21 protein-coding genes and 2 rRNA genes are annotated in these 20,081 nt (G+C 58.5%); 10 read left to right on the top strand and 13 right to left on the bottom strand.

Annotation, left to right across the window (positions count from 1 at the left end; genetic code table 11):
- Positions 1-19 precede the first annotated feature (19 nt).
- The 6 genes from fliM to fliR are packed head-to-tail and all read left to right on the top strand — an operon-like array spanning position 20 to position 3,900.
- On the top strand, positions 20-1,078 hold the full coding sequence (fliM, locus tag ACWF8S_RS00470; protein ID WP_447554872.1) for a flagellar motor switch protein FliM: 1,059 nt from the start codon (positions 20-22) through the stop codon (positions 1,076-1,078).
- Positions 1,075-1,581, top strand: a complete 507-nt coding sequence (gene fliN, locus ACWF8S_RS00465; protein WP_447554871.1) for a flagellar motor switch protein FliN — start codon at positions 1,075-1,077, stop codon at positions 1,579-1,581. Before fliM ends, fliN begins: the two co-directional genes overlap by 4 nt.
- Positions 1,578-2,015, top strand: coding sequence for a flagellar biosynthetic protein FliO (gene fliO / locus ACWF8S_RS00460; RefSeq protein WP_447554870.1), 438 nt, complete (start codon positions 1,578-1,580; stop codon positions 2,013-2,015). Before fliN ends, fliO begins: the two co-directional genes overlap by 4 nt.
- A gap of 8 nt (positions 2,016-2,023) precedes the next feature.
- Positions 2,024-2,791 (top strand): flagellar type III secretion system pore protein FliP, encoded by a 768-nt coding sequence (gene fliP / locus ACWF8S_RS00455; RefSeq protein WP_447554869.1) that lies wholly within the window; start codon positions 2,024-2,026, stop codon positions 2,789-2,791.
- A 35-nt stretch (positions 2,792-2,826) separates the two neighbouring features.
- Complete coding sequence (gene fliQ / locus ACWF8S_RS00450) at positions 2,827-3,096, top strand: flagellar biosynthesis protein FliQ (RefSeq protein ID WP_447554868.1); 270 nt, start codon at positions 2,827-2,829, stop codon at positions 3,094-3,096.
- A 3-nt stretch (positions 3,097-3,099) separates the two neighbouring features.
- On the top strand, positions 3,100-3,900 hold the full coding sequence (gene fliR / locus ACWF8S_RS00445) for a flagellar biosynthetic protein FliR (protein WP_447554867.1): 801 nt from the start codon (positions 3,100-3,102) through the stop codon (positions 3,898-3,900).
- An 81-nt stretch (positions 3,901-3,981) separates the two neighbouring features.
- On the opposite strand, the gene flgL is transcribed toward fliR, so the two are convergent.
- From flgL to flgB, 11 genes are all read right to left on the bottom strand, one after another.
- A complete protein-coding gene (gene flgL, locus ACWF8S_RS00440) occupies positions 3,982-5,211 on the bottom strand; it encodes a flagellar hook-associated protein FlgL (protein ID WP_447554866.1) in 1,230 nt (409 codons plus the stop codon).
- A 16-nt stretch (positions 5,212-5,227) separates the two neighbouring features.
- Positions 5,228-6,853 (bottom strand): flagellar hook-associated protein FlgK, encoded by a 1,626-nt coding sequence (flgK, locus tag ACWF8S_RS00435; RefSeq protein ID WP_447554865.1) that lies wholly within the window; start codon positions 6,851-6,853, stop codon positions 5,228-5,230.
- Between the two features lie 60 nt (positions 6,854-6,913).
- Positions 6,914-7,939, bottom strand: coding sequence for a flagellar assembly peptidoglycan hydrolase FlgJ (gene flgJ / locus ACWF8S_RS00430; RefSeq protein ID WP_447554864.1), 1,026 nt, complete (start codon positions 7,937-7,939; stop codon positions 6,914-6,916).
- Complete coding sequence (locus tag ACWF8S_RS00425) at positions 7,939-8,997, bottom strand: flagellar basal body P-ring protein FlgI (protein ID WP_447556533.1); 1,059 nt, start codon at positions 8,995-8,997, stop codon at positions 7,939-7,941. The genes flgJ and ACWF8S_RS00425 overlap by 1 nt, the downstream gene beginning before the upstream one ends.
- A gap of 117 nt (positions 8,998-9,114) precedes the next feature.
- Positions 9,115-9,804: a flagellar basal body L-ring protein FlgH gene (locus ACWF8S_RS00420; RefSeq protein WP_447554863.1), complete on the bottom strand. Its 690-nt coding sequence runs from the start codon at positions 9,802-9,804 to the stop codon at positions 9,115-9,117.
- Between the two features lie 35 nt (positions 9,805-9,839).
- Positions 9,840-10,622 carry a flagellar basal-body rod protein FlgG gene (gene flgG / locus ACWF8S_RS00415; protein ID WP_447554862.1) on the bottom strand — a complete coding sequence of 261 codons (783 nt, stop codon included), beginning with the start codon at positions 10,620-10,622 and terminating at the stop codon, positions 9,840-9,842.
- 30 nt (positions 10,623-10,652) lie between these two features.
- Complete coding sequence (locus ACWF8S_RS00410; RefSeq protein WP_447554861.1) at positions 10,653-11,411, bottom strand: flagellar basal body rod protein FlgF; 759 nt, start codon at positions 11,409-11,411, stop codon at positions 10,653-10,655.
- Between the two features lie 28 nt (positions 11,412-11,439).
- Positions 11,440-12,663 carry a flagellar hook protein FlgE gene (gene flgE / locus ACWF8S_RS00405; RefSeq protein WP_447554860.1) on the bottom strand — a complete coding sequence of 408 codons (1,224 nt, stop codon included), beginning with the start codon at positions 12,661-12,663 and terminating at the stop codon, positions 11,440-11,442.
- A 36-nt stretch (positions 12,664-12,699) separates the two neighbouring features.
- Positions 12,700-13,392, bottom strand: coding sequence for a flagellar hook assembly protein FlgD (locus tag ACWF8S_RS00400; RefSeq protein WP_447554859.1), 693 nt, complete (start codon positions 13,390-13,392; stop codon positions 12,700-12,702).
- A 2-nt stretch (positions 13,393-13,394) separates the two neighbouring features.
- Positions 13,395-13,805, bottom strand: coding sequence for a flagellar basal body rod protein FlgC (gene flgC / locus ACWF8S_RS00395; protein WP_447554858.1), 411 nt, complete (start codon positions 13,803-13,805; stop codon positions 13,395-13,397).
- Between the two features lie 25 nt (positions 13,806-13,830).
- Positions 13,831-14,256: a flagellar basal body rod protein FlgB gene (flgB, locus tag ACWF8S_RS00390; RefSeq protein ID WP_447554857.1), complete on the bottom strand. Its 426-nt coding sequence runs from the start codon at positions 14,254-14,256 to the stop codon at positions 13,831-13,833.
- 191 nt (positions 14,257-14,447) lie between these two features.
- Here flgB and flgA point away from each other — a divergent pair, with 191 nt between their 5' ends.
- The 4 genes from flgA (at position 14,448) to ACWF8S_RS00370 (ending at position 16,819) form a co-directional block, all read left to right on the top strand.
- Positions 14,448-15,164 carry a flagellar basal body P-ring formation chaperone FlgA gene (gene flgA, locus ACWF8S_RS00385; RefSeq protein ID WP_447554856.1) on the top strand — a complete coding sequence of 239 codons (717 nt, stop codon included), beginning with the start codon at positions 14,448-14,450 and terminating at the stop codon, positions 15,162-15,164.
- 100 nt (positions 15,165-15,264) lie between these two features.
- Complete coding sequence (gene flgM, locus ACWF8S_RS00380) at positions 15,265-15,528, top strand: flagellar biosynthesis anti-sigma factor FlgM (RefSeq protein ID WP_447554855.1); 264 nt, start codon at positions 15,265-15,267, stop codon at positions 15,526-15,528.
- A gap of 7 nt (positions 15,529-15,535) precedes the next feature.
- The gene (locus ACWF8S_RS00375; protein WP_447554854.1) at positions 15,536-15,985 is read left to right on the top strand and encodes a flagella synthesis protein FlgN; all 450 of its coding nucleotides are present in this window, start codon (positions 15,536-15,538) and stop codon (positions 15,983-15,985) included.
- A gap of 93 nt (positions 15,986-16,078) precedes the next feature.
- On the top strand, positions 16,079-16,819 hold the full coding sequence (locus ACWF8S_RS00370) for an SDR family NAD(P)-dependent oxidoreductase (RefSeq protein WP_447554853.1): 741 nt from the start codon (positions 16,079-16,081) through the stop codon (positions 16,817-16,819).
- A 131-nt stretch (positions 16,820-16,950) separates the two neighbouring features.
- Here the strand turns inward: ACWF8S_RS00370 and rrf are convergent.
- Together rrf and ACWF8S_RS00360 are read right to left on the bottom strand one after the other, a co-directional pair.
- Positions 16,951-17,066: ribosomal RNA gene (rrf, locus tag ACWF8S_RS00365) — 5S ribosomal RNA — on the bottom strand.
- Between the two features lie 110 nt (positions 17,067-17,176).
- Positions 17,177-20,069 (bottom strand): 23S ribosomal RNA (locus ACWF8S_RS00360).
- Positions 20,070-20,081 lie beyond the last annotated feature (12 nt).

Here is a 20,081-nt window from a genome sequence, read left to right as displayed (position 1 = left end):
TCGGGCGCGGGAGCCGTTCATGTCACAGGACGATCTACTGTCCCAGGAAGAAATCGACGCCTTGTTGAAAGGTGTGAGTGGAGACGACGAGCCATCAACCAGCGCGTCTTCCACCACCAAGGATGAGTCGCGCATTCGCCCGTACGACCCGGCCACACAGCACCGGGTCATACGCGAGCGTCTGCATGCGCTGGATTTTATCAACGAGCGCTTCGCCCGCTATTTCAGAAACGGACTTTTCAACCTGATTCGGCGCAGTGCCGATATCACGGTGGAGTCGGTACGCTATCAAAGCTTCAGCGAATTTTCCCGTAACGTGCCGGTGCCCACCAACCTGAACATCGTTTCGATGAAGCCGCTTCGCGGCTCGGCCCTGGTGGTGTTTCCGCCGAATCTGGTCTTCATGGTGGTGGACAACCTGTTCGGCGGTGACGGGCGCTTCGTCACCAAGTCCGACGGGCGCGAATTCACCAATACCGAGCAGCGCATCATCCAGCGTCTGCTCAATCTGGCAATTGACGCCTACCAGGAAGCCTGGAAGGTGGTGCACCCGCTGGATGTGAGCTTTTTGCGCTCCGAGGTGCAGTCCAAGTTCGCCAACATCACCAACTCGCCCAACGAGATCGTGGTGAACACCAAGTTCAATATTGAAGTGGGCAATCTTTCCAGCAGCTTTCAGATCTGTATGCCCTACGCCATGATCGAGCCGCTGCGGGATGTTCTGGCCAATCCGATCAACGACAGCAACCACGACCACGACGGCACCTGGTCGCGGCGCATGGCCAGCGAAATTCGCCAGTCGGAAGTGGAGCTGATCGCCGAGTTTGCCCAGCTCCCCAGCCGGATCGCCCAGGTGATGGGGCTGAAAAAGGGCGATGTGCTGCCGCTGGAAATCCCCAGCACCATTACCGCCAGTGTCGATGGTGTGCCCGTCATGGAATGCGAGTACGGCAGCCAGCAACAGAGTCGCGCGCTGCGCGTGCTGCGCATGATCGACCATGCCGCTATGAATAACGCATCGTCCAAGGACTTTATTAAAGGTTCGACGCGACGCCCAGCCAAGGAACCCAACGCATGACTGATCCTAACAAGCCCGATCAACCTGTTTCCGATGATGATTGGGCGGACGCCATGTCAGAGCAAGCCCCTGAGTCCGACGCAGTCGAGGACGATCCCTGGGCTGCGGCCATGGCCGAACAGGAAGCCGCCGAACAGACCGATGAAGATGACGCACCGGCGCCCGCCGAGCCGCCCGTCGTCAAGGCGGCAAGCGAGGACATCTTTCGCCCGCTGAGCGGCGAGGGGGCAAGCGGTGCCTCTCGGGATCTGGAAATGATCATGGATATCCCGGTCAAGCTCACCGTCGAACTGGGCCGCACCAAGTTGACCATCAAGCAGCTTCTGGAGCTGGCTCAAGGTTCGGTGATCGAGCTTGAGGGATTGGCGGGCGAGCCGATGGATATTCTGATCAACGGCTATTTGATCGCCCAGGGTGAGGTCGTCGTGGTGGAGGACAAGTACGGTATCCGTATCACCGAGATCATTACCCCCTCCGAGCGTATCCATAAGCTCAACCGATGAGTGTCGCAACCGCCCCCGGCCAGACGGGCTCGATTGACGCGCTAGGGTCCGATGCCCTCGTGGGTATGGCGGCGCTGGGTAAAACCGCCGCGGCCCTGGCCCTGGTCATCGCCATCATTTTGCTCTGCACGGCGCTTTTGAAGCGCGTTCAGCAAAAGCGTTTTGACAGCGGTGCGCGCCTTCGCGTGGTGGGAACCACCGCGGTGGGTAGCCGTGAGCGCATCGTGGTGGTGGAAGTCGAGGATACCTGGCTGGTGGTGGGCGTGGGCGGTGGGCGCATCACCAAGCTGCACGAGCGCCCGGCCCCCGCCGACCGCCCGGTGGGCGAGGCCACGGTATCTGCCGGGTTCTCACAGCGCCTGGCGAAGGCGCTGTTGCACAACCGTCAAGGCCCCAAGCCCTCGCCTGAGTCCAAGCCTCCTTCAACGCCATGAGAGACGTCATGCCCCGTTACCGGCTCCCCCTTCGCGAGTGGCTGATCTGCGCTTTGCTCGGCGTGCTGCTGTGCCTGGCACTTCCCGCCCAGGCTCAGCAGTTGCCCGGGCTCATCTCGCAGCCACTGGATGATGGCGGCCAACAGTGGTCGCTTTCGCTGCAGACGCTGCTGCTTTTAAGCTCCCTGGCGTTCTTGCCTGCCCTGCTTTTGATGATGACCAGCTTCACGCGCATCATCATCGTCTTGAGTTTGTTGAGAACCGCCATGGGCACTCAGGCCACGCCGCCGAACCAGGTGCTTTTGGGTATTGCGCTGTTTCTGACCTTTTTCATCATGTCGCCCGTGCTTTCCCAGGTTTACGATACGGCCTGGCAGCCGCTCTCCAACGAAACGATCAATTTCGAGGAGTTCGTGGTGCGCGCTCAGGTGCCCTTTCGCGAATTCATGCTGGCGCAGACCCGCGAACCGGATCTTGCCTTGTTTGCACGTCTGGCGGATGTCGGCCCGATGCAGGGTCCGGAAGATCTCCCCATCCGCGTACTGCTGCCCGCCTTTGTCACCAGCGAGCTGAAAACCGCCTTTCAGATCGGCTTCACGATTTTCATTCCTTTTCTGATCATCGACCTGGTGGTGGCCAGTACCTTGATGGCCCTGGGCATGATGATGGTGCCGCCGGTGACCATTTCACTGCCGTTCAAGCTGATGCTGTTTGTCCTGGTGGACGGCTGGCAATTGATCATCGGCTCACTGGCTGAAAGCTTCTACATGCTGTAGACCGTTCAGCGAAGGATTTGGCAACAGGAGCCACCATGACCCCCGAGATCGTAATGAATATCGCCTATCAGGGTATGCGCCTTACCCTGTTCATGGGCGCGCCGGTACTGCTGGCGGCGCTGTTTACCGGGTTGATCATCAGTCTTTTCCAGGCGGCGACCCAGATCAATGAAATGACCCTGACGTTCATCCCCAAGATCCTGGCGGTGTTCGCCGTGCTGGTACTGGCCGGCCCCTGGTTGATTGGCTTGATTACCGACTTCACCCACCGGCTGTTTACCAATATCCCCAACATGGTGATGTAGGCGGTGATCGAGGTCACGTTCACCCAGCTCCAGGCCTGGCTTGTGGCCTTTTTCTGGCCCTTCGTGCGGATTACCTCCTTCATGGCGGTGTCGCCGCTTTGGGGACATTCCAGCATCCCCAATCAGGTCAAGGTGGGCCTGGCCGTCCTGGTTGCCATAGTCATCACTCCGATTCTGCCCCCCATGCCCGAGGTGGCAATGCTCTCCTGGGCAAGCCTTGGCATCATGGTCGAGCAGATCTTGATCGGTCTTGCCATCGGCCTTGTGATGCACATTGTCTTTGCCATAGTTCAGTCAGCGGGCGAGTTCATCGGCCTGCAGATGGGCCTTGCCTTCGCGAGCTTTTTTGACCCCTCCAGCGGCACCAATATCATGGTGCTCTCGCGTATTCTTTATATGATCACACTGCTCATGTTCCTGGCTTTGAACGGCCATTTGATGGTGCTGGAAACACTGGTGATGAGTTTCGAAACCCTGCCGGTGGGGTTTGGCGGCTTGAACCCCAACGCCTTTGAACTGCTTGTCCGCTACGCCGGCACCATCTTCGCCTCGGGCTTGCTGCTGGCGCTGCCGCTGGTGGCCTCTCTGTTGATCATCAGCCTGTCGCTGGGCATCCTCAACCGTTCGGCCCCCCAGCTCACCGTGTTCAATATCGGCTTTCCCACGTCGATCACGGTGGGGCTGGTACTTTTGATGGTGTTGATGACCGATATCGGCCGTTTCCTGCAGCCGCTGTTCAGTCAGGGACTGGCCTTCATGCAGAGCTTGATCGAGACCATGGCGGCGACTGGAACGGATGCGTGAAAACGCCGCGCCCCAAGGGGGCACGGCGCCGTTGCAATGAAGCGGGCCCTTCACGGGCGCCTGGCGTTACGTGTACAAGCGCTACATGTAGTTGAACAGCGACATGCTCTTCATGTTCATGAAGGTTTGCTGGGCCGCCTGCATGCCGACCTGGCGCAGACTGTACTCGGTAATGGCTTCCACGTAGTCGAGATCGACGAGATCCGAAAGCGACTGGGTATAGTTCATGGTTCGGTTGCTGCTCACTGCGTCGATGACGTCGAGCTCGTTGAGCCGGGCGCCCGCGGAGGCGCGGCGCATCAATACATTGTCCAATGCGTTATCGAGCTCGCGCATGGAAGTGTTGAGCGTGTTGCGAAACGCCGCCTTCTGGGTATTGGTTTCCGCCGGGTTATCCAGCACGCGAATGGCCGCCTCCAGCGTCTTGAACAGATCCGCCGGCTGCTCGGCGCTGCCGGCGCGGGCCACCTTGATCTCATCGCCCGCCGCAGGCGTGCCGGTCAGCGTGATACCCATACCACCAAAGGAGATCTGCTGGGCATCGCCGGTGTACTCACCGGTAGCCACCTCGCCATCAGGCCCATCCACATGATAGGTGAAGGTATTTTCTGCCTCGCTTGCTTCGAACCGAATGGTAAAGCTCTTACCGTAATCGGCGTTGGCGTTATCCTTGGCGACCAGCCCGGCAAAGGTAACGTCCCCTTCATTGGCCGGGTCGATGCCCACTTTCGCGAGATAGCCTGCGCTGCTCGCCACACTCTGGAAAATGGAGCTGCCGCTATCTGCCACTGGCATCTTACGCGAGCCGTCGATCTGCTGTTCGCGGCCGAAATTGTCACCGCGATACTCGATCGTGCCATCCTGGAGTTTCCCAAAGGGGGGCGCGTTGTCCTTATAGCCACCGAACAGATGTCGACCATTACCATCAGTGGCATTGGCCTGACCGATCAGGGTTTCGTACACCCCTTTCAGCTCGCTTGAAATGGACTGCCGGTCGGCGTCGCTCAGGGTGTCGTTGGAGGCCTGAACCAGCAGGGTCTTGGCCCGGGTAATCGCGTCGCTGACGCTATTGAGCACGCTCTCTGTCTGAGACAGCGAGTTGCGCGCCGAAATACGCGATGTCGTGTACTGCTCGGTGATGGAAATCGATTGGTCGATCCCCACCGCGCGCGAGGCGGCCTGCGGGTTGTCGGAAGGATTGACTACCTTGCGCCCGCTGGCCATCTGCTGGCTGATCTTCAGAAAATCGCTTTGCTGGCGATTCATGGACGCCGTGCTTTGCTCAAACATGGTGACACTGCTAATACGCATATCAAACGCTCCCTAATCAGCCGCGCAGATTCAAGATGGTGTCCATGAGCGTCCCCGCGGTATCGATCACTCGGGCATTGGCCATGTAGTACTGCTGATAGCGAATCAGATTGGCCGCCTCTTCGTCCAGGTTCACGCCGGACTCCGACTGCTGCACCGCGCGCAGCTGGTCGGTCAGACCCTGACGCGCATCAAGATTCACCTGGGTGATGTTGGCACGATTGCCCACGTCGCTGATGATGGAGGCGTAGGCTGAGCTCACCGAGGCGGCGCCCCCGACCACGCGCTGGCTCTGCAGTCCCTGCAGGGCCAGCGCATTACGGTTGTCGCCGGACGAGAATTCGGTGCCCGCCGCGATCTTGTCGATGTCGGAGGCACTGACGTCCATACCGTTACCAGCGCGGCGTACGGGCTGTATCTCGAAACGGTCGCCGTCCGCCGGCGTTTCGCTGAAAGCCAGAGTGACACCGCCAAAGGTCAGCTCGCGGGTGTCGGCATTCCAATCGATCTGGTCGGCATTCAACGACAAACGATTATCCTTGCGGATAACACTCGGCTGGCCATCTTCGAAGCTGACGGTATAGTCGGTGGCCCTTAACTGATCGATCGTCGCCACATCAAAGCTGGCGGTAATATCAGGATCAGTGCTGTTACCTTCATGACCATAAGGCTGAGGAGTGCCAATACTGAAAAAATCCTCGCCCTGCTCGCCGTTGAGATCCACCCCTTCCTTGTGTTGCTCGTTGAAGGCAACGGACAGCGATACGGCCAGTTGACCGATCTGGTTCTGCGTCTTGTCCAGCGTCTCCGAGCGAAAGGTCATCAAGCCGCCCAGCGCGCCGCCCTTGATCGTGTTTTCATCCAGTTTCACCAGATTGCCGCCGCCATCGCGGTAACCCACCACGGTGCGCTGGGGGTCGTAATCCGCCTGGACGGCTTCGAGTCTGAACGAGCGGGTACCCGTGACCAGCGGCTGGCCGTTGGGCAGGCTGAGGTTGTAGGTCTTGCCGTCCTGCACGTTCAGCCGCAGATCCATGCGCTCGTTGAGCTCAGACACCAGTTGATCGCGCTGATTGAGCAGGCCGTTGGGCGCTTCACCGGTGCGTGCCCGCGCCAGCGAAATCTCCTTGTTGAAGTCTGCAATCTGCTCGACGGTGTTGTTGATCTGAGTGACTTCGTCTCTGATCTGGCTATTGATGTTGCTCTGCATGTCCTGCAGGTAGCCATCGAAGGAGCGAAACTGGGCGCTCAGTGTGTTGGCGGTGCCCAGCACCCCTTGGCGGGCGGCCGGATCCGACGGCGATTCCGCCAGGACCTCGAGCGACGAGAAAAAGCCCTGCATCAACGGCGAAAGACCCGCGGAGCGATCGGCCAGCAGGTTGTCGATCTGGGTCATCTGGTTGCTATAGGTCTGCAGCGCGCTCGATTGGGTCTTGGCGCTGTTGAGCTGATTGGCCACGTAAGTGTTGAACTGGCGCTCGATGGCGTCCACACGCACACCACCGCCCACACCGGCCTCGCTGATTTTAGGCAGCTCGCGGTTGTAGCCGGGCGTGAACAGGTTACTGATGTTGTTGCTGGTAGCGCCGAGCGCGTTCTGCGCTGCGTTCAGGCCGCTTAAGCCCGTCGAAAACATGCTCATGGTTAGATCCTCAAGCCGATGCTTGTTTTATCGGCAGTGCTGAACGCAACTTGAATGACTTTAACGCGCGTTGGCCAAAAATTCCTGCCCGGTGGGGAGCGGGCCCATGGTGTTCATGATGGCAACGAGCTTGGCGGCGTAGCGCGGGTCGGTCGCGTAGCCGCCGCGCTGAAGCTCGCGCGCGGCCTGCTCGGCACTTGACGCTTCGACAACGCCTGCGTAGCGCGGGTTCTTGCCGATCAGGTTGGCGTAGTCGGTAAAGGCATGCTCGAAGGAGTCATACACCCTGAATGTATCCACCATGCGGGTACGCTGCCCATTGAGGTATTCGTGGGTCACGATATCGGTGGTCTGACCCTGCCAGTGGCTGCCCGCCTTGATACCGAACAGGTTATGACTGTTTCGCCCCTGATGGGTGGCGATTTCATGACGCCCCCAGCCTGTTTCCAGCGCCGCCTGGGCCAGGATCAGCTCGGCAGGCACGCCGCTTGCCCGGCTGGCCGCCTGGGCCGGCCCGGAAAGCGTGGCCATGAAGCGCTTCACGTGATCCGGTGCATTGGGATTGATGACAGGGGCGCTCATGGTCGCCGCCGGCTCATTGGCGGTCACCTCAGGGACGGTTCTGCCCTGGCGGATCGCCTCGAGCTCATCCAGAAAACGGGCGCTGCTCGAACCGACAGGGCCGGGAGGCTGCAGCGGGTCATCCAGCACACGTGGCGTACCGCGGGGAATACCTGCAATCAGTGTCTGAAGCTCTTCATCGCCCTGAACGTCGTTTTTAATCGCTCCTTGGCGCTTGAGCTGCTCGACCAGCACATCGGCCAGCCCCATGCCCTTGTCCGCAATGACCTGGGACCACTGCTGGTCCAGCATCTGCTGGTAGGTGTCGGTGGTACTGCTGTTCATCAGCCCGCCGGTGGGAGTCGCGTCGCGCATGCTCTTCATCATCATCTGCACGAACAGTGCTTCGAACTGCTGGGCGGCGCCGTAGACACCGGCCTCCGGGTCGACCCGGGCATTGTGCTGCATGCGCTGGAAACCGCTCATGTCAAAGGCAAGCTGGCTGGTCATGTTGTTGACGCTCATCAGATCACCTCAAGCTCGGCGCGAAGCGACCCCGAGGCCTTGAGCGCCTCCAGAATCGACATGAGATCCTGCGGTGTAGCCCCCAACGCATTCAGGGCATTCACCACATCGTTGAGCTGGGCGCCTTCGACAATCTGCAGATACGCCTCCTGCTGGGCAATATCGATATCGGCGTTGGGCACGACCACGGTCTCGCCCTGGCCAAACGGTGCAGGTTGGCTGACGCCGAACTGACTGTCGATGGTAATGGAGAGGTTGCCGTGAGCGACCGCCGCCTGACGAAGCGTGACGGCGCTGTTCATCACGACCGAGCCGGTACGCGAATTCAGCACTACCCGAGCGGGGGCGTCCATGGGCGTGACCTGCACGTTTTCCACCCGCGCCATGAAGTTGACCCGCAGGTTGGCATCCATCGGCCCGTCGAGTGCGATCACGCGTCCGTTGCGTGCATAAGCTACCGACTGACCGAATTCGCTGTTGATTGCCGTCACCATGCGCTGCACGGTGCCAAAATCGGCGTCGTTGAGCTGTAACTCCAGAAGTCCGCCGTTGCCGCCCAGGTTGAGCGACACTTCGCGCTCGACCAGCGCACCATTGGGGATACGCCCGGAAGCCTGCTGATTGATCTGGACGCTGCTGCCACCCGCCTGCGCGCCGGCGCCCCCGACCAGCATATTGCCCTGAGCGATGGCGTAGGTATCGCCGTCGGCACCTTTCAGCGGAGTCATCAAAAGCGTACCGCCTCTGAGGCTTCGGGCGTTGGCAATGGAGGACACCACGATATCCAGGCGCTGGCCCGGGCGGGAAAACGGCGGCAGATCGGCGGTCACCATTACGGCGGCCACGTTGCGCAGCTGCAGATTGGTACCTGGCGGCACGCTCACCCCAAGCTGAGAGAGCATGTTGGTCAAGCTCTGACTGGTAAACGGCGCCTGGGTGGTCTGGTCACCGGTGTTATCAAGCCCCACCACCAGTCCGTAGCCCACCAGCTGGTTGTCGCGAACGCCGGCAAAACTGGCCAGCTCACGGACTCGCTCGGCCGCCGCGCTGGTGGCCATCAAGCAAAGCACCAGCAGCGTGATCGCCTGTAGCGTCCCCCGGCCTCCACACCACTTTTTCAATATCCGCTTAGCGGTTAACTGCATAGCCATTGCCAGCCTCTTGGACCAGGGCGCCTAGAACGGCGATACGTTGAGGAAGAAACGCTGCAGCCAACCCATGTGCTGCGCCTCGTTGATGTAGCCATCACCCACGTACTCGATGCGTGCATCGGCCACCTGATTGGAGGGCACAGTGTTGGCCGCCGTGACCGTCTGGGGGTTGACCACCCCCGAGAAGCGGATGAACTCGGTTCCCTGATTGATCGCGATCTGCTTTTCGCCGCGCACTCGCAGGTAGCCGTTGTTGAGCACTTCCAGTACCGAGACGGTGATCGTGCCGGTCATGGTGTTGTTTGCCTGGGTGCTGCCGCTGCCGGAGAAAATGTTGTCGCCGGCCACATCGAAACCATAATTCTCCAGAAAATCGATGATTTCAGGAATCTGGGCGATATCCAGCGAGGCCGAGCCGCTGCGGTTGGCGCTTGATTGCGAAGTCTGGCTGGCGCTCACCTGCTCGTTGAGCACGATAGTCAGAATATCGCCGATGGCCCGAGGCCTGCGGTCCTCGAAAAGCGGGTGATAGCCGCGTCGCGATTGATAAATGGAACCATTGGCCACCGCTGGCGGGCGGTCGATGATGTTGATCTGCTCCTGTTCACCGACCACCGAGGCGCGAGGGATCTGGGCACACCCGGCAGCCAGCAGGATAAAGAGCAGCACCGCCAGCTGCGCCAACCGACAAAAGAGAGCATTTTTTTCAAGCATCGTACGACCTGTTCGTAAGCCCCGGTTACCCACGCTCAGAGCTGGCTTAACCGTGCCAGCATTTCATCGCTGGTGGAAACCGCACGACTGTTGATCTCGTAGGCGCGCTGGGTCTGAATCATGTTGACCATCTCCTCCACCACGTTGACGTTGGAGGTTTCCACATACCCCTGGAACAACCGCCCCGCCCCGTTGTTGCCGGGAATATCCTGGTTGGGTGCACCGGAGGCGCCGGTTTCGAGATACAGATTGCCGCCTATGCTCTCCAGGCCTGCCGGATTGATAAAGGAAGCCACGGTGATCTGGCCGATGTCGGCATCCTGGGCAATACCTGGCTGGCGAACACTGACCGTACCGTCTTCACCAATGGCGACCGAGAGGGCATTGGGTGGCACGAACACCGCAGGCTCCAAGGGGTAACCGTTGGCGGTGACCATCTGGCCGTTTTCGTTGAGCTGGAAACCGCCGTCCCGGGTGTAGCCGATCGTGCCGTCGGGCAACAGTACCTGGAAAAAGCCTTCGCCGCTGATCGCCAGATCGCGCGAGTTGTCGGTCCGCTCCAGTCCACCCTGGGTGTGCAGACGCTCGGTGGCCACGGCACGCACGCCGGTACCCACCTGCATGCCCGATGGCAGGCGATCCTGAATATTGCTCTGAGCGCCGGGCTGGCGCATGTTCTGATAAAGCAGATCTTCAAACACCGGACGCGAACGTTTGAAGCCATTGGTGCTCACGTTGGCCAGGTTGTTGGAAATGACGTCCAGCTTGGTCTGCTGCGACTCAAGTCCGGTCTTGGCCGTCCACAACGATTTAATCATGGTGTGCTTCCTTTAAACCAGGGGCTGGGATCAGCCTTGAAGTGACAAGATGCTGTTGGCGCGCTGGGCGTTCTCGTCGGCATTGCTCAGCACTCGCATCTGCATGTCATAGCGCCTAGCCACGTCGATCATCGATACCATGGCGTCCACGGCGCTGACGTTGCTGCCTTCCAGTGCGCCGCTTACCAGACGCGCGTTTTCGTTGGCGGCCAGTACGCCCGGCGCACCCTCTTCATTCAACGGCGCCCGGAAAAGGCCATCCTCGCCCCGGGTCAGCGTCGGCTCGTCCGGCGTGACAAGCTTGATGCGGCCTACGTCCACCAGGGCCGCCGGCCCCTCCCCCTGAGGAATCGCGCTGATGGTGCCGTCGGCGCCGATAGAGATCTGCGCCCCCTGGGGAAGCGCAATCGGCCCCCCGTCACCCATGACCGGGCGGCCTACGTTGAGCAGGACGCCGTCGCTGTCGAGCTGCAGGTCGCCTCGACGGGTGTAGGCTTCGGTGCCATCCTCGGCCAGTACCGCAAGCCAGGCACCATCCTGCATGGCGACATCCAGGCCACGTCCGGTGCGCTCGATAGGCCCCTGGGAGAAGTCGGTGCCCGGCGTGGTGGTTACCGCCGAGACGCGGGTATCAAGCGGGCCGGCACCCTGTACGGGTACCGCGCGGGCTACCTGCAGCTGGGCGCGAAACCCCGCCGTCGAGACGTTGGAGAGGTTCTGGCTCACCACCGACTGCTGATCCATGGCGTTCTTGGCACCGCTCATGGCGGTATACAGCATTCTATCCACGCGCTATTCCTTCCAGTGGGCCCCGTTATCAGAGGTTGATAATGGTCTGCAGGAGCTCGTCCTGAGTGCTGATGGTCTGTGAGTTCGCCTGGTAGGAGCGCTGGGCGATGATCATGTTGACCAGCTCCTGGGCGAGATCCACGTTGGAGGTTTCGGTAGCGCCCGCCTGGATCAGACCGACCAGCCCGGTTCCCGGAACGTTGATCAATTCCTGACCGGAGGAGCCGGTCGCTGTCCACAGGTTATCGCCTTCAGGCCTCAGGCCTTCGGGGTTACGGAAACTGACCAGCGTTATCTGCCCGGCCGCGCGCGACTGCTCGTTGGAATAGTTTCGCATGATGGTGCCGTCGTTTTCGATGCTGATACCTACGAGGGAACCGGAGGTGTAACCATCCTGCACGGTGTTATTGACCGTGGAAGCATTGGCAAACTGCGTCGAGCCTTCAAAATCGACGGCAATATTCAGCGCTTCCAACGGATTTCCAGCGCCAAATTCCGTGTCGTTGAAAGCAGCGTTGTTGATATTCGTGGCAGCAGCATTGAGGGTGCCGTTTTGATTGAAGGCAAGGTTCCCCAGCGCTCTATCGTACGTCCCGCCACCAGCAGGTCCACCCGACAGCCGTCCATTGACGGCCCACTGGTTATCACCTGTCTTGGTGAAATAGAGTGACAGGTTGCGCGCATTGCCTTGGGAATCGAACACGGTCGCGTTGGTGGAATAGTTGTAGGTATTGGCATTGGCTGCATCGAACGCCGCCCCGATAACGGGCTGACCGGAATCCAGGTTCAAGGACATAGCAAGTCCGGTCGTTGCACTGGCCTGCAGATCACCTGGCGGTACCTGCATGGGCTGAACATTGCCCCCCGCCTGCACATTGCCGTTGGCATCGGCCGGGTACCCCATGATGCGCGCGCCCTGGGCGTTGACCAGATCCCCGGTCGGCGTCATGGTGAGCTGACCATTACGCGAGTAGCCGACATTCCCGTTGGGCTGCTGAAACCGGAAAAACCCTTCACCTGAAATGGCAAGATCCATGTTGCGCGAGGAAGACTCGACGTTACCCTGGCTGAAATCCTGCAGTACGGCCGCGGTGCGAACACCCAGACCGATACGCGACTGGGCGTATACGTCGGCAAACTGCACGCTGGTGCTCTTGAAACCTACCGTCTGTGAGTTGGCGATGTTGTTGCCGATGGCACCCAGTTTTTCGCGCTGGGCATTCAAACCACTAAGTGCTTGAGAAAAGCTCATGATGTTCCCCTGATAGAAAGAGTGTTAAGTGGATACTCAAAGAATTTGTTTAACTTGATTGAGCGCCACCTGGCCGTAAACGGCGCCCAGATCCAGACGAACATCATCGCCACCCGTACCGGGTGAAACCCCCTGCACCAGCGCATAGTTCAGCGCGCGCGACTCCAGTAGCTCTCCTTCTGCATTCATCGCCTTGAAGTTGACGCTATAGGCACCGGCCGGTACGGCGGCCCCTTCGTCGGTCAATCCGCCCCAGCTGAAGGACTCGACACCGGCTTTGACAGCGCCCAGCTCTCGGGTGTAGACGATCTCACCGGACCTGCTGGTCACCGTCGCCACTACCTGATCGGCGGGTCGTTCGAGTTCGATACCAAACGGCGTGGCGTAGCTGCCCCCTTCCTCGTTGACGCTTACCATCACATTATTGCCCGGCACCAGCACGGCCTTGTCGATCAGCCCCGCCGCTTGCAGCGCACGGCCAGCATCCATCTGCTGGGTGATGCCGTTCAAGGTGGCATTGAGCTGCTCGATACCGCTGACGGTATTGATCTGGGCCAGTTGCGAGGTCATCTCCGAGTTGTCCATCGGATTGAGCGGGTCCTGGTTCTGCAACTGCGTAATCAGCAGCGTCATGAAGCTGTCGCGCATTTCCTGGGACTGGCGCGGTGACAGGTTGGGCCCGCTTGCGCCGCCGTTGATGTTGTTCATCACACTGGTATCGATATTCATGCTTATCCCTCACCTAGCGAGAGCGTTTGAACCATCATTTGCTTGGTGGTGTTGAAGACTTCCACGTTGGCCTGATAGGAGCGGGACGCGGAAATCATGTTGACCATTTCATGAACCGGTTCGACGTTGGGTTTGGCCACATAGCCCTGCTCATCGGCGGCCGGATGACCCGGCATGTACTCCAGGCGCAGCGGTGAGTCATCCTCCACGACGTCGGTGACGCGTACACCCCCCACGCCATAGCGATTATTCTGTGCCTGGGTTTCAAACATCACCTGCTTGGCCCGATAGGTTTCGCCATCCGGGCCGGCGATACTATCGGCGTTGGCCATGTTGCTGGCGGTGACGTTCATGCGCTGCGCCTGGGCGCTCAACGCTGAACCTGCAATATCAAACGCTGAAAACATCGACATAGCTTATTTTTCTCCAAAAGCCTGATTATTCCGGCTGCATCGCGTTTTTGAGCCCTTGAATGCGGCTGTTCATGATCGTCAGTGCCGCCTGATAGCGAACGGCATTGTCGGCAAACTGCGTACGCTCCCGGTCCATGTCCACCGTATTGCCATCAAGACTTGGCTGGTCGGGCACCCGGTAAAGAAGATCTGTATTGGTGCCTTGCCAGGCCCGGCCCTGAGCCGGGATGTGGCGCTCGGCGGTCAACGCCAGTGACACTCCGCCGTTTTGCTGCGAGGACTGGCCGGCGCTGACCGCCTTTTTCAGCTCGCTGGCAAAATCGATATCCCGGGCCTTGAAGTTCGGCGTATCGGCATTGGCGATATTGGCCGCCAGCACTTCGTGGCGGGCCTGGCGAAGGCCCAGGGCGCGCTGGTGAAAATTTAGTGCAGATTCTAGGTGGTCAAGCATGCCGTCCCTCGCTGACTGAGAGGCAAAGATAATTCGGAAATTTCTGAGGGTGCATGATAGGCAAGAGACCCTCATCCTAAAGCATGGAACAAATGCCTTTTAACCCAGCATTTCGCATGATACCCAGGCGGCTTTTGCACTAAACTTCTGCTTACTGCCCCAGCACCCTCCTTGATCGAGTGACGATTTCCATGCCTTATTTGCCGTATCAGGCACTACGCTACCCGGCACATGTCCTGCGGCTACTGGCCGTCATCACCCTAGGCCTCGTCGCCGCATTACCGGTCAAGGCCGACGATCAGGCGCTGATCGAAGCGGTACAGAGTTTTCTCTATCAACATGCCCAGGCCCTGGGCCAGGAAGTGGTGATCGATATCTCGCCACCTTCTCCTCATCTACCCGCCTGTATCGCGCCGGAACCCTTTTTTCCCAATGCCAATCAAGCGCCGATAGGGCGTGTATCGATAGGTGTGCGTTGTGGCGAAGCGCGCCGACAGGTGCGCTATATTCAAGCCCGGGTGGATATCCTGGGGAGTTACGTCGTTGCCGCGCAGAATATTGAAAGGGGCTCGCTCATCACCGCTTCAATGATCACCCAGCGCCAGGGCAATCTGGGCGATCTTGCAAACAACGCCTTGACCAATGAAGATGCTATCATTGGCAAGATAGCGCAGCGTCCCATTCGCAGCGGCGACGCCTTCCAGGCTCATTCGCTCCAGGCGCCTGACTGGGTGGAACGCGGTCAGCGTGTAACGGTCATAGCTCATGGAGCCGGGTTTCGCGTGTCGCGCGAAGGCGAAGCGCTGGAAAGCGGTGCTGAAGGTTCGCGCGTTCGCGTGCGTTTTGATACTCGCGAACTGGTTACCGCCCGCGTCACTGGTCAGGGTGTGTTGATGGTAGATTTTTAAGTCAACTCCTAAAGTCCGCGCTATCGGTGCCGATACTCTTTATAACGGCACAGAGCTATAGCGTTTAGAACGCTTTAACGTTGACGATGAGGCCCACAACGTGAAAATTGATAATCTAAATCCGCTGCTACGCGCAAGCCAGACGCAACAGCGTGAGGAAACGCAAAAAGTCGGTGGTGCCCAGTCATCGCCTGAAGGCAGTACCACCCGTGAATCCACCCGGCTTAGCCAGATGCATATGGATGATTCGCAGGATATCGATATGGCTCGCGTGGAAGAAGTTCGCGATGCCATTCGTGAAGGGCGCCTTGAGATACGCGCCGACCGTATTGCGGACAGCCTGATTGCTCAATTAAAAGAGTAACCGTTTCATGAGCCTTTCTCGTTTGCTTACAGACCAACATCAGCGCCTTGACGAACTTCTGGAGCTGCTCGGCCAGGAGCAGACACAATTGACGCAAGGCACGATCGACGGCGAAGCGCTGGCCTCCATTGCCGAGAACAAGCAGATGCTGTTGAGCGCGCTTGAGCGGATGGAGACTCTGCGCCGTACGACTCAGCTGCGTCTGGGTTATGACGATAATGGCAGTGGCGCTTTCAAGGCCGCTTTGGACGCGGGCTGTCAGGCCAGCTGGGAAAAGCTGCTGGATAAAAGCGAGCGCGCCGCGCGCATGAACGCGCTGACCGGCCAGATGCTTTCGGTACGCATGAAGCACAATCAGGACATGCTCAACTACATTCAGCAAATCGCTGAAAAAACCCTTTATCAGCCCAACGGACGTAATCGAGCTCAATCCAGCCGTCTCAACACGTCTGCCTGACACTCTGTTCAAATCGCTACACCCGCCTTCCGACAAAACGCTTCAACGAGAACGCTTTTGTTCTAAGCTTGTTGTCTGAACAAGGAGCGTTGGATGCTGAACTACCTGCCCGACAACTTTACCGCAATCGTCACCGGTGCAAACGGTGGTATCGGCCATGCCGTTATCCAGATGTTATTGGCGTCCAGCCAGACTGGCTCGATCATCGCCGTCAGTCGCAGAGAAACCGATATACAGGATGAGCGCGTCACGCCGCTTGTCGCCGACATCACGACTGCACAAGGCCTCGATGCCTTGGCCGTCACACTGGATGGCCGCCCCCTCCACTTGCTTTTCAATACCGTCGGCACATTGCACGACGACCAGCGCGACGTACGCCCCGAAAAGCGTCTCGAACAGTTCGACGCTGATGCCTTCGCTCATGTGATGCACGTCAATGCCGCCACATCGATGCGGCTACTGGCCGTTCTGGATGCATCGTTGAAAGGTAATCATCCAAGTATTATCGCAAGTCTCTCCGCTCGGGTGGGCTCGATCAGTGATAACGGTTTGGGCGGCTGGTACAGCTACCGGGCCAGCAAGGCCGCGCACAACATGCTGATGAAGACCGCGTCCATTGAGCTCGCCCGGCTCAACAAACAAGCCATTGTGCTCTGCTTGCATCCTGGCACCACCGATACCTCGCTCTCCAAACCTTTTCAAGCACGTGTACCGGAGCAAAAGCTTTTCACGCCGATGTTCGTGGCCGAACGCCTGTTGCAGGTTATCGATCAGCGCACCCCTGAAGATACCGGCAGCTTCTGGGACTGGGCGGGTGAACCGATTGAATGGTGAGGGGTAAGAAGAGTGAGTAGTTATTTATTTTTAAACCTTCTACCTCTGACGCCTCACGCACCCTCCCTTTCGATGTTGCGCGCATAAAAAAAGCCCCGAACACAGGGTGCTCGGGGCTTTTTCGAAGAGGTGCCTGACGATGACCTACTCTCGCATGGGGAGACCCCACACTACCATCGGCGCGTTGCGGTTTCACTTCCGAGTTCGGCAAGGGATCGGGTGGTTCACGCAGGCTATGGTCGTCAGGCGTAACTTTCAATGTATATCGGCTGACGGTCTTGTGATCGTTCTTTCTTGCGTATCCGGTGCTCTATCGAGCGTCGTTGTCACTGCAGGACCAGACCCCTTGGGTGTTATAGGGTCAAGCCTCACGGGCCATTAGTACACGTTAGCTCAACACCTTGCAGTGCGTCCACACCGTGCCTATCAACCAGCTGGTCTCGCTGGGCCCTTCAGGAGGCTCAAGGCCTCGGGGATGTCTCATCTTGAAGGGGGCTTCCCGCTTAGATGCTTTCAGCGGTTATCCCGTCCGCACATAGCTACCCGGCAATGCCACTGGCGTGACAACCGGAACACCAGAGGTGCGTCCACTCCGGTCCTCTCGTACTAGGAGCAGCCCTTCTCAAACATCCAACGCCCACGGCAGATAGGGACCGAACTGTCTCACGACGTTCTAAACCCAGCTCGCGTACCACTTTAAATGGCGAACAGCCATACCCTTGGGACCGACTTCAGCCCCAGGATGTGATGAGCCGACATCGAGGTGCCAAACACCGCCGTCGATGTGAACTCTTGGGCGGTATCAGCCTGTTATCCCCGGAGTACCTTTTATCCGTTGAGCGATGGCCCTTCCATACAGAACCACCGGATCACTAGAACCTGCTTTCGCACCTGCTCGACGTGTCTGTCTCGCAGTCAAGCACCCTTATGCTCTTGCACTCATTGCACGATGTCCGACCGTGCTGAGGGTACCTTCGTGCTCCTCCGTTACTCTTTGGGAGGAGACCGCCCCAGTCAAACTACCCACCACACACTGTCCTCGATCCGGATAACGGACCTGAGTGAGAACACCGATGATGCCAGGCTGGTATTTCAAGGTTGGCTCCACCCGAACTGGCGTCCGGGTTTCCAAGCCTCCCAGCTATCCTACACAGGCAACATCAGTATCCAGTGTGAAGCTATAGTAAAGGTTCACGGGGTCTTTCCGTCTAGCCGCGGGTACACCGCATCTTCACGGCGATTTCAATTTCACTGAGTCTCGGGTGGAGACAGCGTGGCCATCATTACGCCATTCGTGCAGGTCGGAACTTACCCGACAAGGAATTTCGCTACCTTAGGACCGTTATAGTTACGGCCGCCGTTTACCGGGGCTTCAATCAAGAGCTTCGCCTTGCGGCTAACACCATCATTTAACCTTCCGGCACCGGGCAGGCGTCACACCCTATACGTCCGCTTGCGCGTTAGCAGAGTGCTGTGTTTTTACTAAACAGTTGCAGCCACCTGGTATCTTCGACCGGTTCGGGCTTAGGAAGCGAGTTCCATCACCCTACGCCGGCGTGCCTTCTCCCGAAGTTACGGCACCATTTTGCCTAGTTCCTTCACCCGAGTTCTCTCAAGCGCCTTGGGATTCTCACCCTGACCACCTGTGTCGGTTTGGGGTACGGTCGCACATGATCTGAAGCTTAGAGGCTTTTCCTGGAAGCGTGGCATCAGTGACTTCCTGACCGTGGTCAGTTCGTCTCGTCTCTCGGCCTTGAAAGATCCCGGATTTACCTAGGATCTCAGCCTACCGACTTTCACCAGGACAACCAACGCCTGGCTCACCTAGCCTTCTCCGTCCCCCCATCGCAATCATGTCCGGTACGGGAATATTAGCCCGTTTCCCATCGACTACGCGTTTCCGCCTCGCCTTAGGGGCCGACTCACTCTGCTCTGATTAGCATCGAACAGAAAACCTTGGTCTTCCGGCGAGGGAGTTTTTCACTCCCTTTATCGTTACTCATGTCAGCATTCGCACTCGTGATACCTCCAGCAAGCTTCTCAACTCACCTTCATTGGCTTACACGACGCTCCTCTACCGCTCATCCCTAAGGATGAACCCGTAGCTTCGGTACCTGGTTTAGCCCCGTTACATCTTCCGCGCAGGCCGACTCGACTAGTGAGCTATTACGCTTTCTTTAAAGGATGGCTGCTTCTAAGCCAACCTCCTAGCTGTCTGAGCCTTCCCACATCGTTTCCCACTTAACCAGGATTTGGGGACCTTAGCTGACGGTCTGGGTTGTTTCCCTTTTCACGACGGACGTTAGCACCCGCCGTGTGTCTCCCACGCTGGCACTCACCGGTATTCGGAGTTTGCCTCGGGTTGGTAAGTCGGGATGACCCCCTAGCCGAAACAGTGCTCTACCCCCGGTGGTGATACGTGAGGCGCTACCTAAATAGCTTTCGAGGAGAACCAGCTATCTCCGGGCTTGATTAGCCTTTCACTCCGATCCACAAGTCATCCAAATCTTTTTCAACAGATCCTGGTTCGGGCCTCCAGTTGATGTTACTCAACCTTCACCCTGCTCATGGATAGATCGCCCGGTTTCGGGTCTATATCCAGCGACTGGTCGCCCAGTTAAGACTCGCTTTCGCTACGCCTCCCCTAATCGGTTAAGCTCGCCACTGAATATAAGTCGCTGACCCATTATACAAAAGGTACGCAGTCACCCAACAAGTGGGCTCCTACTGCTTGTACGCACACGGTTTCAGGATCTATTTCACTCCCCTCGCCGGGGTTCTTTTCGCCTTTCCCTCACGGTACTGGTTCACTATCGGTCAGCCAGGAGTATTTAGCCTTGGAGGATGGTCCCCCCGTCTTCAGTCAAGGTTTCTCGTGCCCCGACCTACTCGATTTCACGTGATCAGATTTTCGACTACGGGGCTATCACCCGCTCTGGCCGGACTTCCCAATCCGTTCGTCTAATCAGTCACACGCTTAAGGGCTGGTCCCCGTTCGCTCGCCGCTACTGGGGGAATCTCGGTTGATTTCTTTTCCTCGGGGTACTTAGATGTTTCAGTTCCCCCGGTTCGCTTCCTGGCCCTATAGATTCAGGACAGGATACTGACCTTGTGGTCAGTGGGTTTCCCCATTCAGAGATGTCCGGGTCACAGGTTGTTTGCCACCTCACCGAACCTTATCGCAGGCTACCACGTCTTTCATCGCCTCTGGCTGCCTAGGCATCCACCGTGTGCGCTTCATTGCTTGACCCTATAACCCGAA

The sequence above is a fragment of the Vreelandella xerophytica genome, from assembly GCF_968048975.1.
The sequence above is the reverse complement of the archived record's forward strand: the minus strand, read 5'-3'. Positions and strand labels throughout refer to the sequence as shown.